This is a genomic window from Nocardia jejuensis NBRC 103114 (assembly GCF_001613145.1).
Taxonomy (GTDB): domain Bacteria; phylum Actinomycetota; class Actinomycetes; order Mycobacteriales; family Mycobacteriaceae; genus Nocardia; species Nocardia jejuensis.
This window is the reverse complement of sequence record NZ_BDBU01000018.1, coordinates 338,555-354,084: the sequence shown is the minus strand read 5'-3', so window position 1 is coordinate 354,084 and position 15,530 is coordinate 338,555. Positions and strand designations below refer to the sequence as shown.

At 67.0% G+C, this 15,530-nt stretch carries 15 protein-coding genes; 12 read left to right on the top strand and 3 right to left on the bottom strand.

Annotated elements, in window-relative coordinates; genetic code table 11:
* Positions 1–12: 12 nt before the first annotated feature.
* Complete coding sequence (locus NJ1_RS15360; RefSeq protein WP_067693814.1) at positions 13–411, top strand: DUF427 domain-containing protein; 399 nt, start codon at positions 13–15, stop codon at positions 409–411.
* On the opposite strand, the gene NJ1_RS15355 is transcribed toward NJ1_RS15360, so the two are convergent.
* Positions 386–1,303, bottom strand: coding sequence for an alpha/beta hydrolase (locus tag NJ1_RS15355; protein ID WP_067693811.1), 918 nt, complete (start codon positions 1,301–1,303; stop codon positions 386–388). The genes NJ1_RS15360 and NJ1_RS15355 overlap by 26 nt on opposite strands.
* Before the next feature lie 20 nt (positions 1,304–1,323).
* Positions 1,324–2,040, bottom strand: coding sequence for an enoyl-CoA hydratase/isomerase family protein (locus tag NJ1_RS15350; protein ID WP_067693808.1), 717 nt, complete (start codon positions 2,038–2,040; stop codon positions 1,324–1,326).
* A gap of 154 nt (positions 2,041–2,194) precedes the next feature.
* On the opposite strand from NJ1_RS15350, the gene NJ1_RS15345 reads away from it, so the two are divergent.
* From NJ1_RS15345 to NJ1_RS15300, 10 genes are all read left to right on the top strand, one after another.
* A complete protein-coding gene (locus tag NJ1_RS15345; RefSeq protein WP_067693805.1) occupies positions 2,195–3,376 on the top strand; it encodes an amidohydrolase family protein in 1,182 nt (393 codons plus the stop codon).
* Positions 3,373–4,836: a FadD3 family acyl-CoA ligase gene (locus NJ1_RS15340; protein WP_067693802.1), complete on the top strand. Its 1,464-nt coding sequence runs from the start codon at positions 3,373–3,375 to the stop codon at positions 4,834–4,836. The genes NJ1_RS15345 and NJ1_RS15340 overlap by 4 nt, the downstream gene beginning before the upstream one ends.
* 159 nt (positions 4,837–4,995) lie before the next feature.
* Positions 4,996–6,249: an amidohydrolase family protein gene (locus NJ1_RS15335; RefSeq protein WP_067693799.1), complete on the top strand. Its 1,254-nt coding sequence runs from the start codon at positions 4,996–4,998 to the stop codon at positions 6,247–6,249.
* 47 nt (positions 6,250–6,296) lie between these two features.
* Positions 6,297–7,157, top strand: coding sequence for a mycofactocin-coupled SDR family oxidoreductase (locus tag NJ1_RS15330; protein WP_067693796.1), 861 nt, complete (start codon positions 6,297–6,299; stop codon positions 7,155–7,157).
* Between the two features lie 13 nt (positions 7,158–7,170).
* Complete coding sequence (locus NJ1_RS15325) at positions 7,171–7,365, top strand: ferredoxin (RefSeq protein ID WP_067693793.1); 195 nt, start codon at positions 7,171–7,173, stop codon at positions 7,363–7,365.
* Positions 7,366–7,375: 10 nt separating this feature from the next.
* On the top strand, positions 7,376–8,737 hold the full coding sequence (locus NJ1_RS15320; RefSeq protein ID WP_067693790.1) for a cytochrome P450: 1,362 nt from the start codon (positions 7,376–7,378) through the stop codon (positions 8,735–8,737).
* Between the two features lie 125 nt (positions 8,738–8,862).
* Positions 8,863–10,536, top strand: coding sequence for a thiolase C-terminal domain-containing protein (locus tag NJ1_RS15315; protein ID WP_084478219.1), 1,674 nt, complete (start codon positions 8,863–8,865; stop codon positions 10,534–10,536).
* A gap of 22 nt (positions 10,537–10,558) precedes the next feature.
* The gene (locus NJ1_RS15310) at positions 10,559–11,314 is read left to right on the top strand and encodes an SDR family NAD(P)-dependent oxidoreductase (protein WP_067694023.1); all 756 of its coding nucleotides are present in this window, start codon (positions 10,559–10,561) and stop codon (positions 11,312–11,314) included.
* A gap of 52 nt (positions 11,315–11,366) precedes the next feature.
* Positions 11,367–12,497, top strand: coding sequence for an acyl-CoA dehydrogenase family protein (locus tag NJ1_RS15305; protein ID WP_067693784.1), 1,131 nt, complete (start codon positions 11,367–11,369; stop codon positions 12,495–12,497).
* Complete coding sequence (locus NJ1_RS15300) at positions 12,494–13,849, top strand: acyl-CoA dehydrogenase family protein (RefSeq protein ID WP_245717395.1); 1,356 nt, start codon at positions 12,494–12,496, stop codon at positions 13,847–13,849. The genes NJ1_RS15305 and NJ1_RS15300 overlap by 4 nt, the downstream gene beginning before the upstream one ends.
* A gap of 36 nt (positions 13,850–13,885) precedes the next feature.
* On the opposite strand, the gene NJ1_RS15295 is transcribed toward NJ1_RS15300, so the two are convergent.
* Positions 13,886–14,674 carry an enoyl-CoA hydratase gene (locus tag NJ1_RS15295; RefSeq protein ID WP_067693781.1) on the bottom strand — a complete coding sequence of 263 codons (789 nt, stop codon included), beginning with the start codon at positions 14,672–14,674 and terminating at the stop codon, positions 13,886–13,888.
* A 110-nt stretch (positions 14,675–14,784) separates the two neighbouring features.
* On the opposite strand from NJ1_RS15295, the gene NJ1_RS15290 reads away from it, so the two are divergent.
* A complete protein-coding gene (locus tag NJ1_RS15290) occupies positions 14,785–15,444 on the top strand; it encodes a TetR/AcrR family transcriptional regulator (RefSeq protein WP_067693778.1) in 660 nt (219 codons plus the stop codon).
* Positions 15,445–15,530: the final 86 nt, after the last annotated feature.

Below are 15,530 nucleotides of genomic sequence, written 5' to 3'. Positions count from 1 at the left end.
GAGGAACAGCCGATGGAACAATCGGGTTTCACGCAGTGGCCGGACTACCGCGTCACCGTCCAGCGCGTGCGCAATTCGATCACGGTGACGCATGCGGGGGTGACGCTCGCGGAGTCGAGTTCGGGCCTGCTGGTGGCCGAACAGGATCACGGCATCGTGTTCTACCTGCCCGAGGACGAGGTGAATTTCGATCTGCTCGTCGCGGACGAGCACACCTCACGCTGCCCGTTCAAGGGCGTTGCCCGATACTGGCGGCCGGTGACGAGCCCCGATCCGGTGGCCTGGGAGTACCACGACCCCTACCCGGAGGTGGCTCTGCTGCGCGGGCACGTCGGCTTCTACCAGGACCGGGTCTCCGTCGAGGTGGGAGTGGCGACACCGGCGATCAGCGGTCCCCCGCATCGCCGGTGACATTCCGGCCCGAACCGCCGGCGACCCCGGTCACGCATTCCTCCGCGAAGGCCAGCGCCTTCAGGTGGTAGGCCGTCGCGGTGTGGCCGAGACTCAGATTGTGCCCCGCGCCGCGCTGCATCTCCAGTATCCGGCGGGGCGCGGCGGTGAACATCCCGGCGTAGGCGTTCAAAGCCTGCTCGTCGGTGCGCCACACCCGCTCGTGCTCACCGATCGTGATGTGTAGCGGAATGCGTACGCGCGCAGCCAGATCGGGAAACTCCTCCCGGGAGCGCAGGTGCGCGGCAATGCTCTCGTGTTCCGGGCGGGGTGCGCCGATCACGCTGCCGCCGACCAGCTCCGGCGGATAGGCGTCCTCCGGATGCCAGACCAGATGCCGCACATTCGGAGTCTGCCCCGGCGGGACCGGCGACCCCAGATTCGGCTCCGCGCCCGAGCCGCCGAGCTCCATGCCGAGCAGGTGTGCGCCGCGCGCATCGGCGGCCATCCGCACCGCGAGTTCACACCCGGCCGAATGCGCGAGCAGGAAAACGCCTTTCCCGCGCGGCAGCGATCCCAGCATCGCGTCCGTCGCGGCGTACATCAGATCGACGCGCCGCCGCGGATCCGCCATGCCCCGCGAATGCTTCGCGCCGGCGCCGTATCCGGGTCGGTCCAGCGCGAGCGTGGTGTATCCCAGACGCGCAGCCGTCCGCAGCAGCGACAGTCGCGGGTGGCCCGGGCAGTCGAAATACACGGAGGTGGTCTGACCTCCGTGCAGCGCCACCAGCACCGCACGCGGCTCACGGGCCTGCGCCAGCAGACCCGATATCGCGATGCCATCGATCCGCGTGATCACCGGATGCGGCTGATCGTCGCCCACCTCACGCAGATCGAATTCGCTGAGTGTCATGGCTTTCCGCCCTTCTCGCACTATCTGCTTCGATTCATGACCCGGTCCGCGGCGGCCCAGTGCTCGTCCTGCACCCAGAGCCGCGCGAACGCCGTCACGGCCTCCTGCGCCGAGACCCCGGCCAGGACACGCTTGATCTCCCCCGCCGGCCGATTGGCCAGCGAGCGGGCCAGGGCACGCCATCCGCCCTCGAAATCCGCTCGCGGGAACACCTTCTGGATCAGACCCACCCGTTCGGCCTCGAAGGCGTCGAGCGGCACACCGGATCCCGCCAGCAGCAGCGCCCGGCTGCGGCCCACCAGCGTGGCGAGTCGCTCGGCCCCACCCCAGGCGGGCATGATCTCGAGCGTCACCTGGTTGAAGCCGATCTTGATGTCATCGGCCGCCACTCGAATGTCCGCGGCCACCGCGACTTCCGCGCCGCCGCCGAACGCGTGACCGTTCAGCACGGCGATCACCGGGGCCGGGAATTCCGCCAGCTGGTCGCAGATTCCGCGCATCCGCCAGGCCATCGCCTCGGCGTCGGCCTCGGTGCGTAAGGCGCTGAGCTCCTTGAGATCTCCGCCGGAGACGAATGCCTTGTCACCCGCACCCCGGATGACCAGGGCCCGCGCGCCCTCCGCCGCGCCGATGGCCTTCTCCAGCTGATCCATCGTGGCCGGGGCGATGGCATTGCGGGCGTGCGGGCGATCGATCGTGATGATCGCTACGCCCGCGTCCAGCTCCAGGTCGACCATGTCTGGCACTCCAATCCGAAATCTTGATTCTCCTCAACGGAGAATAACCTAACCGCACGGTCCGCAGTCCCGGGCGACAACCGCATCGACAACCGGGCATTGCCACACCTGCCGAGCGAGAATATGATTCTCGCAAACCGCGAAGGAGGATTCCATGACGGCGAAGACCCTGCCGTACCCGCTGTTCGACGCTGACAATCACCTCTACGAGACCGAGGACTCGCTCACCAAGTACCTGCCCGAGAGGTACAAGAAGGCGATCCAGTACGTGCAGGTGAACGGCCGCACCAAGATCGCTGTGCGCGGCCACATCAGCGAATACATTCCCAACCCCACCTTCGAGGTGGTGGCGCGACCGGGCGCGATGGAGGACTACTTCAAGAACGGCAATCCCGAGGGCAAGAGCAAGCGCGAGATCTTCGGCAAGTCCATGAAAGCAGTGCCTGCCTTCCGCGAACCCGCCGCCCGCCTGGCGCTCATGGACGAGTTGAGCGTGGATCGCAGTCTCATGTTCCCGACCCTCGCCAGCCTGGTCGAGGAGCGCATGCGTGATGATCCGGAACTGATCCACGCCGTCGTGCACGCGCTCAACGAATGGCTGCTCGAGACTTGGCAGTTCAACTACAAGGACCGGATCTTCACCACCCCGGTGATCACCCTGCCGATCCTGGACAAGGCCATCGAGGAACTGGACTGGGTCGTCGCCAACGGCGCGAAGGCCATCCTCGTGCGCCCCGCGCCGGTCCCCGGATTCCAGGGCCCGCGCTCGTTCGCACTGCCGGAGTTCGACCCGTTCTGGAAGCGGGTCGTCGAGCACGACATTCTCGTGGCGATGCACTCCTCCGACAGCGGTTACTCCCGCTTCGACGCCGAATGGGAGGGCAGCAAGACCGAGATGCTGCCGTTCCAGACCAACGCCTTCCGCATGGTCAACGAGTGGCGGCCGGTGCAGGACACCGTCGCCTCCTGGGTGTGCCACGGCGCGCTGTTCCGCTTCCCCGAGCTCAAACTCGCTGTCATCGAGAGTGGTTCGGCCTGGCTCAAGCCGCTGCTCGAGACCCTCGCCGACGTCTACAAGAAGGCGCCGGAGGGGTTCGGCATGCAGGATCCGGTCGCGGCCATCAAGAAGAGCATCCACGTCAGCCCGTTCTACGAGGAGGGCGTCACCGAACTGATCGATCTGGTCGGGGTGGACAAGGTGCTGTTCGGCTCGGACTACCCGCATCCGGAGGGTCTGGCCGAGCCCACCCACTTCGCCGATATGCTCACCCACCTGCCGGTCGAGGATCAGGCCAAGATCATGGGCGGAAATCTCGCGCGACTGCTGGGCGTATGAACGAATCCGGTTCTCGCACAACGAGACGCAGCGCCACCTGGGAGACCATCCCACAGCTGGTGTTGAGTGCGGCCGACCGCTTCGGCGATGCCGAAGCGGTCGTCGACGGGCCGCTGCGGCTGAGCTTCGTCGATCTCGCCGACCGCGTGCGACGCGCGGCCGGCGCGTTCGCCGGCGCGGGGATCGGCAAGGGCGATCGGGTCGCGATCTGGGCGCCCAATTCGGCCGAATGGATCATCGCCGCCTTCGGCCTGCTGACCGCGGGCGGCGTGCTGGTGCCGGTCAATACGAGGTTCAAGACCGCCGAAGCCGCCGACATCATCCGGCGCAGCGGCGCGAAACTCGTTCTGGTCCAACAGGGTTTCCTCGGCGTGGAACACACCGCACCGGACGACGTCCCGGTGATCGACCTGAAATCGGAGTTCCTCGGCAGCGGAGCGCCTTTCGAGCGCGAGGTGAGCGGCACCGACATCGCCGACATCGTCTACACCTCCGGGACCACCGGAAAACCCAAGGGCGTGATGATGAATCACGTCCAGACCCTGCGCCTGTATTCCGAATGGTGCGCGCTGGCCGATCTGCGTGCGGGCGATCGCTACCTGATCGTGAACCCCTTCTTTCATACCTTCGGCTACAAGGCCGGTGTGATCGCCGCGCTGATCCGGGGCGCGACGATCCTGCCGGTGCCGGTCTTCGACGTTCAGCGGGTAATGGAGTTGGTGGAACGCGAACGCGTGACCATGCTGCCCGGGCCGCCCACCGTGCTCTCCTCGCTGCTGCAGGCGCGCGGCTCGCACGACCTGTCCTCCTTGCGCACCACGGTGACCGGAGCCGCGGACATTCCGGTCGAGTTGATCCGGCGGATCCGAACGGAACTGCCGTTCCGGTCGATCATGACCGGGTACGGGCTCACCGAGGCGGGCACGGCCACCGCGTCGCGACCGGACGACACCTTCGAACAGATCGCCACCACGGTCGGAACTCCGTGCGACGGAGTCGAAGTGCGCATCGCCCAGGACGGCGAGATCCTCGTGCGCGGGTACTCCGTCATGCAGGGCTATCTCGACGATCCGGTGGCCACGGCCGAGGCCGTCGACCCCGAGGGCTGGCTGCACACCGGCGATCTGGGCAGCCTCGATCCCGACGGGCGGCTCCGGATCGCGGGCCGCAAGAAGGACATGTTCATCGTCGGCGGTTTCAACGCCTACCCGGCCGAGATCGAAGGCACGCTCCTCGAACATCCGGCCGTGTCCCAGGTCGCGGTGATCGGCGTCCCCGACGAACGCCTCGGGCAGGTCGGCCGTGCGTTCGTCGTGACGACGAGCGCCGTGTCGGAACCGGACCTGATCGAGTGGGCCCGCGACCACATGGCCGGGTACAAGGTGCCCCGATCGGTGCGGTTCCTGGACGAACTGCCGCTCAACGCGACCGGAAAAGTGCAGAAGGACCGACTGCGATAGCGCCGGATCGGCCTCGCGCCGATTCGGCTCTCGCACAGTGCCGACTGCACTGTTATTGTCATTGGAGAGTGACATTCTCCATATGTGAGATTTACAATCTCACCCATACGGGACCGGTGCGTACACCCCGCCGACCCAGTCACAGCAGCGAGGAATCACATGAACATCGACGACATGATTCTGGTGAGCATCGACGACCACGTCGTCGAGCCGCACAACATGTTCGACGGCCGGGTCCCGAGCAAATGGGCCGAGGAGACTCCCCGCGTCGTGGTCGACGAGAAGGGGGTCGACCGCTGGATGTACCGAGGACGGCCCACCGGCGTCGCCGGCCTCAACGCCGTGGTGTCCTGGCCGCCGGAGGAGTGGGGCCGCGACCCCGCCGGTTACGCCGAGATGCGCCCGGCGGTCTACGACATCCACGATCGCATCAAGGATATGAACGCCAACGGTATTCACATCTCGATGTGCTTCCCCACCTTTGCCGGATTCAGCGCGGGACATCTCAGCCACTTCAAGGACGAGATCACCGTGGCCATGATCCAGGCTTACAACGACTGGCATATCGAGGACTGGGTCGGGGCGTATCCCGACCGGTTCATCCCCAATGCCATTCTGCCGCTGTGGGATCCGGCGCTCGCCGTCGCCGAGATCGAGCGCCTCGCGGCCCGCGGCTGCCATTCGGTGACGATGGCCGAGCTGCCGCACATCGACGGACTGCCCAGCTATCACGACATCGATTACTGGGGGCCGGTATTCACCGCGCTGTCCGACAACGACACGGTGATGAACCTGCATATCGGGCAGGGCTTCGGCGCGCTCAAGCTCGCCCCCAACTCCCCCATCGACGCGCTGATGGTGCTGGCGCCCAGCATTTCCCAGCTCGCGGCCCAGGACCTGCTGTGGGGTCCCGCCTTCCGCAGCTTCCCCAAGCTGAAGGTGGCGCTGTCCGAGGGTGGCATCGGCTGGATTCCGTTCTTCCTGGACCGCTCCGACCGGCACTACACCAATCAGCGCTGGCTGCGCCGCGACTTCGGCGGCAAGATGCCCAGCGAGGTGTTCCGCGAGCACGTACTGGCCTGCTACGTCACCGACAAGACCTCGCTCAAGCTGCGCCACGACATCGGCATCGACAACATCGCCTGGGAATGCGACTACCCGCATTCGGATTCGCTGTGGCCCAACGCTCCCGAATTCGTGCTGAACGAACTCCAGGGCGCGGGGGCTGACGACACCGATATCGACAAGATCACCTGGCAGAACGCCTGCCGCTTCTTCGGCATCGACCCCTTCGCCGAGACTCCGCGCGAGCAGGCCACCGTCGGCGCGCTGCGGGCCCTGGCGAAGGACGTCGACATCTCGACCCGCTCGCGCAAGGAATACGCCGAGCTGTACGCCCAGCGCGCGCACTGAGACACGCGCGCCGAGACACACACTTCACCGATCGAAAGGAAAGTCCCGTGGGAAGAGTCGAGGGCAAGGTTGCCTTCATCACCGGGGCAGCCCGCGGCCAGGGCCGCAGCCACGCCGTGCGGCTGGCCGAAGAGGGCGCGGACATCATCGCCGTCGATATCTGCCGGGATATCGACAGCATCGGCTACTCGCTGTCCACCCCGGAGGATCTGCAGGAAACGGTCCAGCTGGTGGAGAAGACCGGTCGCCGGATCATCGCCGAGCAGGCCGATGTGCGCGATGCCGCCGCTCTGCGCGCCGTACTCGAGCGCGGTGTGGCCGAGTTCGGCCGGCTCGACATCGTGGTCGCGCAAGCGGGTATCGCCGGAATGAAGGGGCAGCCGCAGTGGCAGGCCTGGTCCGACGTCATCGACACCAACCTGGTCGGCGTGATCAACGCGGTACAGGCCGCGCTGCCGCATCTCGCGGACGGCTCCTCGATCATCGCGACCGGTTCGGTGGCAGCGCTAATGGACGTGAGCAAGGTGGATCAGCCGGGTAAGGACCCCGGCGGCGTCGCGTACATGGTCGCCAAGCGACTGCTGTCGCAGTACGTCCACGAGATCGCGACGCACCTCGCGCCCAAGCGGATTCGCGCCAATGTCGTGCATCCGACGAACTGCAATACCCCCATGTTGCAGAGCGAGCCGATGTACCGGTCGTTCCGGCCCGATCTGGAAAACCCGACCCGCGCCGACGCCGAGCCCGCATTCCATGTCCAGCAGGCGATGCCGGTCCCCTATGTCGAGCCCTCGGACATCTCCGACACGGTGCTGTTCCTGGCCTCCGACGAATCCCGCTTCATCACCGGTTCGCAGATCCGCGTCGACGCCGGCGGCTACCTGAAGTGGTACGACTACCACATCTGAAGGGAAAGACATCGTGAAAGTCCGAGTCGATCCGGACCGCTGCCAGGGTCACACGCTGTGCGCCATGATCGCCCCGAAAGCCTTCGAGCTCAGCGAAATCGACGGCCACTCCTCTCCTGTCAGCGAAGACGTCCCCGCCGACCAGGAGGCCGAGGTGCGCGAGGCCGTGCATTCGTGCCCCGAACGCGCGATCTCCATCAGCGAATAGAGGGCAGATCATGACCGCAGAGCACACCGACCAGCTGACCGAGCGCAAGCAGCCCAATTTTCATTTCGACCGGTTCGCGCCGGACTATCGCGACAATTTCCAGGCCATCACCGAGGAGATGCACGACGAGTGCCCCATCGCCTGGACCGACACCCACGAGGGCCACTGGGTGGCCGCGGGCAATCGGGAGGTCTTCGAACTCTCCCGCTGCCCGTACACCTCCAATGACCATGACCCGCAAGGGGTTCGGCGTGGATACCGGGGCATCAGCATCCCACCGTCACCGCGAGCGCGGGGTATTCGCGGCGGCATTCTGGAGATGGACGAGCCCGAGCATCGTGAACTGCGCTCGGTACTGAACCCGTACCTGTCACCGGCGGCCGTCAAGCGCTGGATCCCGTTCATCGACGAGGTGGTGCGCGCGTCGATCGACGAGAAGATCGAGAGCGGGCGCATCGATTTCGTCGATGATCTGGCCAATATCGTGCCCGCCGTGCTGACGCTGGGCATGCTCGGCGTCCCGCTGCACAAGTGGACCGTCTACAACGAGCCCGTGCACGCCGCCGTCTACACGCCGCCGATGTCCGAGGACTATCCGCGAGTGGCCGAGATGCATCGGACCATGGGCCTGGATCTGTTGACGAACATGATCGAGATCCGGGAGACGCCACGCCCCGGACTGATCCATGCCCTCACCCAGGCCACGCTGAACGGCGAACCACTGCCCGATATCGAAGCCCTGGGCATGCTCGCATTGCTCATCGGCGGCGGTTTCGACACCACCACGGCGCTCACCGCGCACTCGCTGGAGTGGCTCTCCCAGAATCCGGGCGAGCGCGAAACCCTCAGCAAGGAACGCGATGTGCTGCTCGACGCGGCCACCGAGGAGTTCCTGCGCTACTACACGCCCGCCCCCGGCGACGGCCGCACCATCGCCGAGGACTGCGAGGTCGCCGGCAAGCAGTTCCTGGAGGGCGACCGCGTCTGGCTGTCCTGGGCGATGGCCAATCGCGATCCGCAGGTGTTCGAGGATCCGGAACAGCTGATTCTCGATCGAAAAGGCAATCGGCACTACAGCTTCGGCCTCGGCGTGCACCGATGCATCGGCTCCAATGTCGCGCGCACGGTGTTCAAGCGAATGCTGATCGCGGTGTTCGATCGGATGCCCGACTTCCGCTGCGATCCCGAGACCACCGTGCACTACGACACCATCGCGGTCATTCAGGGCATGCGGCATCTCCCGGCCACGTTCACCCCCGGCCCGCGACTCGGCCCCGGACTCGACGAGACCCTCGAGAAACTGCAGCAGATCTGCGACGAGCAGCGGCTCGCCGAACCGGTGACGGTCCACAGGGACGCCGCCCAGATCTGAGGACCCGGTCGTGCGTGTGGCGCCGGGACCTGGATTCGGCCCGTGCGCACGCCGCTCGGCGCGACCCGGTCCGTGGTGCATCGGCACAGTGCGTGGTCGGACGGTAGCCGTGTGCGCCGAGAACAATGCGAGGAGGAAATGTGGCCGAGGCTTCGGGGCGACCGCTGCCGCTGCTCACGCTGGACAACGAGTTCTTCTGGACTTCCGGCGAAGACGGGCGTTTGCGCATTCAGGAGTGCCTGTCCTGCGCGGCGCTGATCCATCCGCCGCAGCCGGTGTGCCGGTATTGCCGGGGTCACGAGTTGGGGGTGCGGGTGGTGTCCGGGTTCGGGACGCTGGCCGGGTTCACCGTCAACGAGCGGTTCGGCGTGCCCGGTATGCCCGCGCCCTATGTGGTGGCGCAGGTGGCGCTCGAGGATGATCCGCGAGTTCGGCTGACCACCAACGTGATCGACTGCGATCCGGCCGATCTCGTTCTCGGGCTGCGGATGCGGGTGAAGTTCCACGCCGACGGCGACGTCTGGCTGCCGCTGTTCCGGCCCGTCGAGGATCAGCCCGAGCCCGCACCGCTTCCGGTGGACGAGATTGCGCCGCAGGAGATCCGGCGGCACGTGCGCCCGATGATCGGACAGCGCAAGTTCGAGGACGAGGTCGCGCTGACCGGGGTGGGCATGTCGGAGATCGGCCGGCGGCTCATGGTGCCCCCGCTCCAGCTGACCGTGACAGCGTGTGAACACGCGGTCGCCGATGCCGGATTGACGATGCGGGACATCGACGGCATCTCGTCCTATCCCGGCGGCGGGAACATGGGCGGGTTCGGGGAGGGCGGCGTCACGGCTCTGGAAGCCGCGCTGGGGATTCGGCCCACCTGGCACAACGGCGGTATCGAGACCTTCGGTCCCGGCGGGTCGGTCATCGCGGCCATGCTGGCGGTCGCGGGCGGGCTGGCGCGGCACGTGCTGTGCTTCCGCACCGTGTGGGAGGCCACGTTCAACGAACTCGTGCGCAGCGGGCGCATCACGCCGTCCGGTGGGCGCAGCACCGGGTGGATGGCGCCGTTCGGAGCCACCTCCGCCGCGCACACGCTGGCGCAGAACGCCCAGCGGCATTTCCATCGCTACGGGACCACCAGGGAGAGCCTGGGCTGGATCGCGCTGAATCAGCGCGCCAATGCCGAGCTCAATCCCACCGCGGTGTACCGGGATCCGATGACCATGGACGACTACCTCGCCGCGCGCACCATCACCACGCCGTTCGGACTCTACGACTGTGATGTGCCGTGCGACGGCGCGGTGGCGGTGATCGTCTCGGCGGTCGACGCCGCGCGGGATCTGCCCAAACCACCGGTGCTCGTGGAGGCCGTGGGCACGCAGATCATCGAACGGATCGAATGGGATCAGAGCACGCTCACCCATGAGCCACAGGTGCTCGGCCCGGCGGCGCACCTGTGGACGCGAACCACGCTGCGTCCCAGTGATGTCGACGTCGCCGAGCTCTACGACGGCTTCAGCTTCAACTGCCTCTCCTGGATCGAGGCGCTGGGCTTCTGCGGAATCGGCGAAGCCGGGGACTTCCTCGAGGGCGGCAAGAACATCGCGCGAGACGGCTTGCTGCCGTTGAACACTCATGGCGGTCAGCTCTCGCACGGCCGCACCCACGGTATGGGACTGCTGCACGAGGCGATCACCCAATTGCGCGGCGAAGCCGGGGATCGTCAGGTCCCTGGCGCGCGGGTCGGTGTGGTCTCCAGCGGTGGGCTCACCCCGGGCGGCGCGATCCTGCTCCGCAGCGGAACCTGACACCGTCGGAAAGGAAACTCTCGTGCACACCAGTTTCGAGAATCGAGTCGTCATCGTCACCGGTGCCGGATCCGGGATCGGGCGGGCCATGGCGGTCGCCTTCGCCCGCGAGGGCGCGCGGGTGGTGGTGGCGGATCTGGATACGGACGGCGCGGAGAAGACCGCGGCGAGCATCGGTGCGGCCGCGCTCGCGGTGCGAGTGGACATCGCCGACGCGGACTCCGTGGAACAGCTGGTGGCCCGAGGCGTAGCGGCCTTCGATCGTATCGACGTGCTGTGCAACAACGCGGGCATCATCGACACCATGGCGCTGCCCGCCGAGATGTCCGTGGCCGAGTGGGATCGGGTGATCCGGGTGAATCTGACCGGCACCTTCCTGGTGACCCGGGCGGTGCTCCCGCACATGCTCGAGCGGGGACGCGGGGCCATCGTCAATACCGCGTCCGAGGCCGGAATCCGCGGCGGAGCCTCCGGGGTCGCGTACACCGCCTCCAAGCACGGCGTGGTCGGAGTCACGCGCAATGTCGCATGGTCGTACGCCGACAAGGGAATTCGCTGCAATGCCATTCTCCCCGGTCCCACTCTCACCGGTCTGGCCGAGGCCGTCTCGAAACTCGACCCGGTCGGCGTGCAGCGCTACCAGCCGATCATCGCGATCCCCCAGGCGCTGGCACTGCCCGAGCAGATGGCCGAGGTTGCGGTCTTTCTCGCCTCGGACGCCGCGTCGTTCGTGAACGGCGCGATAGTCCCGGTCGATGCCGCCTGGTCCGCCGCCTGACCACCCAGCCGAATCGACCAGTCGCTCAGCGCTTTCGGAGGACACCGCATCCATGAACCTCGTACTCACCCCCGATCAGCGGCTCTTCCAGGAGACCACCCGGGATTTCCTCGCGGACACCGTTCCACTCGGTACCGTGCGGGCGCTCGGCGAGAGCACGCACGGCCTCGATCGCGAATGGTGGCGGCGCGGGGCCGAACTCGGGTGGACCGCTCCGCTGGTGCCCGAAAGCCTCGGCGGCGGGAGTGTTTCCGGTCGGCCGCTGTCCGAACTCGCCGGACTCTCCGGCGAATTCGGCAGGGCGTGTGCGCCCGGTCCGTTCGCCTCGACCAGCGCCGTGCTCGCCGGGTTGGCGCGCGCCGGCGAGCGGTTCGCCGAGGCGATCGCGGGCATCGTGGCGGGTGCCTCCATCGCCACCTGGGCTGTTTACGAGCCGGGGCACGGCCTCGATCTGAATGCTCCCGGGTGTGTGGCCGTCCCTGACGGAGAAGGCTTCCGGCTGAACGGGATCAAGGATCGTGTCGAGTACGGCCGCGACGCCGATCTGTTCCTGGTCACCGCGCACGATCCGGACGGACCGGTGCAGCTGTTGATTCCCGCGAGCGCACCGGGGGTGAGCGTCACCGAGACCTGGACCCTCGATCTCGTGCGAACCACGGCGAGTGTCGAATTCGTCGATGTGTCCGTCGGTTCGGCCGCCGTGGTGCAGCGGGGTCCGGAGGCCGCCGCGACCGCCCGAGCGCAGCTGCAGGTCGCCTCGACCCTGACCGCCGCCGAGATGGTCGGCGCGACCGATCGTGCCTTCGACGCCACCGTGGCGTGGATGTTCGACCGGTACACCTTCGGCCGGCCGCTGGCGTCCTATCAGGCGCTCAAGCATCGGATGGCCGACAACAAGACCTGGCTCGAGGCCTGCCGCGCGACCGCGTGGGCCGCGGCCGCGGCATGGGACGAAGGCGCGGATTCCGCACCGGAATGCGCCGCCGTCGCGAAAGCCTATGTCGGAGAACGCACCCCGGCCATCGTGCAGGACTGTGTGCAGCTGCACGGCGGGATCGGGGTCACCTGGGAACACGACCTGCACCTGTACCTGCGGCGCGTCACCCTCGGACGGTCGCTGTACGGAACGCCCGAGGAGCAGTACCGCCGCATCACCGAATTCCTGGAGCAGACCGCCGCATGAGCGCCATCGACAACGAGACCACGGACACCACGGACGCAATGGGCACCACGGACGATCGGACCCCGGAGATCGGGAGTCCGGCAAGCGGCAGCGGAGGACCCACCGCCGGGGGCTCCGAGAGTGAGGGTCCGAATGCTGTCATCGAATCCGTCGAGGGGTTCCGTGAGCGGGCGCGGCGCTGGCTGAAGGACACTCTCGCGCCCACGACCAAGGCCTATACCGGCGCGGACGACGACGCGATCTGGGAGCGCGCTCGCGAGATCCAGGGGCTGCTGTACGACGGCGGCTTCGCGGGGATCTGTTTCCCGAAAGCCTATGGTGGGCAAGGGCTCACGCCCGCCCATCAGCGTGCCTTCACCGAGGAGTCGCTCGGCTACGAGATGCCGCTGGTGCTCAATGTGCCGACGCTGGCGATCTGCGCGGCCACCATCCTGGATCTGGGCACCGAGGAGCAGAAACTGGCCCACCTGCCGGCGGTCCTGCGCGGGCGGGAGATCCTCTCGCAGTTCCTCTCCGAACCGCGCGGCGGCTCGGATCTGGCCGGTCTCACCACCCGCGCGGACCGCGACGGGGAGGAATGGCTGCTCAACGGCTCCAAAATCTGGAGTTCCGGCGCGTACGGCTCCGACTACGGCCTGTGTCTGGCGCGCACGAATTGGGATGTCCCCAAACACAATGGGCTGACGCTGTTCCTGGTGCCGTGCCACGCGCCCGGCGTGACGATCCAGCGGATCAAACAGGTCACCGGGTCCACCGAGTTCTGCCAAGAGTTCTTCGACGACGTGCGGCTCCCCGCCGATGCGGTGCTGGGCACCGTGGACGGCGGGTGGGCCGCCACCCAGCGACTGCTGAATCACGAGCGTGCCGCGGTCGGGGGCACCTCGCCCTACACCAGCGGCGCGCGGCCGCATCTGGGCGGCGACGTCACGGCGCTCGTCGAGCTGGCGCGCGCGGTGGGCGGGCTCCAGGATCCCCGGGTGCGCGAGGACATCGGGGCGGCACGAGCCCGCAGCATCGTCCGCGATCAGCTCATCGCCCATGTCTCGCAGGCGATAGCGACGGGCGAGATGCCCCCGACAGCCGGTTCGCTCGTGCGGGTGTTCAGCGCCGAGAACGCGTCGCTGCAGGCGGATACGGCGGTCAAGATCGCCGGAGCCGCGGCCGCCACCGCGGGTGCGCACGATCCGGAGCATCGTATCGGCCTGGACTACCTGTTCCGCGCCGCGTGGAGCCTGGCCGGCGGCAGTACAGAAATGTCCCGCAACATCATCAGCGAACGCCTGCTGGGCATGCCGCGCGAGTTCGCCGCCGACCGGGACGTGCCGTTCACGCAGGTCAAACGCGGACGCTGACCGGTCCGGGTCTCGGCGACCCGGACCGCGGGCCCCTCAGCGGTTGGATTCCTTCATCCGCTCCAGATCAACCAGGATCGGAAAGCCGTTGACGCTCAACGCGTTTCCGTGTCCGGTCTGGTGGATGTCGAACACCGACTGGATCGCGGCGTAGAAGCCCTGGACATCGAGCGTCTGATTCACCGCGCGCTTGGCCTGGCGCAGTCCGAAGGTGGGCATCCTCGCGATCTCGTGTGCCAGCGCGAGCGCCTCGGCATCGAGTTCCGCGCGCGGCACCACCTTGTTCACCATCCCGAACCGCTCGGCCTCGGCGCCGCTCACGGACCGACCCGTGAACAGCATCTCCTTTGCCTTGCGCGGCCCGAGTTCCCAGGTGTGCCCGTGGTATTCGACACCGCCGATGCCCATGAGCACCACCGGGTCGGAGAACTGCGCGTCGTCGGCGGCGATGATCAGATCGCACGGCCAGCACAGCAGCAGCCCGCCCGCGATGCACCGGCCCTGCACCGCGGCGATGGAGGGCTTGGGCACATTCCGCCAGCGCAGCGAATACTCCAGGTAGCGGCGGGATTCGATGTTGTAGAGCAGATCCAGGGTGATCTTGTCCGGCCGGGGCGCGGAGCTGTCGCCCTTCATATCGTGACCGGAGGAGAAGTGCTTGCCCTCGGCGCGCAGCAGAATGACGGCGACGTCGTCGTCGTACGCGGCGCGCTGCCAGGCGGCATCGAGCTCGTCCAGCAGTGCCGCATTCTGGGCATTGGCCACCTCGGGGCGATCGAGCGTAATCGTCGCTACCTTGTCCGCGACCTCGTAGCGAATATTCATCGGGAGCTCCTCATAGGCCGGTCCGGGACCGTGGCCGTGTGCAACAATCGGAGAATTAGATTCTCTCATTACGAAATCTAGGATCTCATAGGTGGAGGAGCGAAGCGACCGTGACCACCAGTCCAACCGACGAGCCGGCCTGGAAACAGCGGGCCGTCGAGCGCTCGCTGCGCACCGCCAAACTGCGCGCCGAGGTACGTGTTCAACGCTTCCTCGATGCCGCCCGCGCGATAATCAACGAAAAGGGCACCACCGACCTCACCGTCCAGGAGGTCGTCGACCGTTCCCGCCAGTCTCTGCGCAGCTTCTACCTCCAGTTCGACGGCAAACACGAATTGCTGCTGGCACTCTTCGAAGACGCCCTCAATCAGTCCGCGGAGCAGATCCGAGCCGACACCGCGGACACGGCGGAACCTTTGGACCGCCTGCGAATCGCCGTCGAGCTGCTGTTCGAGCGCTGCCGACCGGATCCCGAAACCCGGCGTCCCCTGTTCACCGACTTCGCACCACAGCTGCTGGCCACCCATCCCGCGCAGGTCAAGATCGCACATGCCGGATTGCTGGCACTGTTCACCGATCTCATGACCCAGGCCCAAGCCACCGGCGATGTGCGCCCGGACATCACACCGCGTCGCATGGCGGCCCTGGTCATGCAAACGGTCATGTTCACCGCCCAGTCCCCCGGCAATCCCGACCGCAACGGGCCGCACGCGATCTCCGCGGACGAGGTGTGGAATCTGTGCTCGCGTGGGGTTTCACAGCGCGAATGACTACCCCTTCCCAGTGGAACAGCGTCGCGATAACATAGCTCTCCCAATCAGCAAACATAATTCTCACCGTGAATCGACAACCGGCC

What these genes read in the sequence shown, in the direction of transcription:
- NJ1_RS15320 (WP_067693790.1), top strand. Translation starts at nt 7,376, where the DNA reads ATGACCGCAGAGCACACCGACCAGCTGACCGAGCGCAAGCAGCCCAAT.
- NJ1_RS15340 (WP_067693802.1), top strand. Translation starts at nt 3,373, where the DNA reads ATGAACGAATCCGGTTCTCGCACAACGAGACGCAGCGCCACCTGGGAG.
- NJ1_RS15360 (WP_067693814.1), top strand. Translation starts at nt 13, where the DNA reads ATGGAACAATCGGGTTTCACGCAGTGGCCGGACTACCGCGTCACCGTC.
- NJ1_RS15315 (WP_084478219.1), top strand. Translation starts at nt 8,863, where the DNA reads ATGCGAGGAGGAAATGTGGCCGAGGCTTCGGGGCGACCGCTGCCGCTG.
- NJ1_RS15305 (WP_067693784.1), top strand. Translation starts at nt 11,367, where the DNA reads ATGAACCTCGTACTCACCCCCGATCAGCGGCTCTTCCAGGAGACCACC.
- NJ1_RS15350 (WP_067693808.1), bottom strand. Translation starts at nt 2,040, where the DNA reads ATGGTCGACCTGGAGCTGGACGCGGGCGTAGCGATCATCACGATCGAT.
- NJ1_RS15355 (WP_067693811.1), bottom strand. Translation starts at nt 1,303, where the DNA reads ATGACACTCAGCGAATTCGATCTGCGTGAGGTGGGCGACGATCAGCCG.
- NJ1_RS15300 (WP_245717395.1), top strand. Translation starts at nt 12,494, where the DNA reads ATGAGCGCCATCGACAACGAGACCACGGACACCACGGACGCAATGGGC.
- NJ1_RS15345 (WP_067693805.1), top strand. Translation starts at nt 2,195, where the DNA reads ATGACGGCGAAGACCCTGCCGTACCCGCTGTTCGACGCTGACAATCAC.
- NJ1_RS15335 (WP_067693799.1), top strand. Translation starts at nt 4,996, where the DNA reads ATGAACATCGACGACATGATTCTGGTGAGCATCGACGACCACGTCGTC.
- NJ1_RS15295 (WP_067693781.1), bottom strand. Translation starts at nt 14,674, where the DNA reads ATGAATATTCGCTACGAGGTCGCGGACAAGGTAGCGACGATTACGCTC.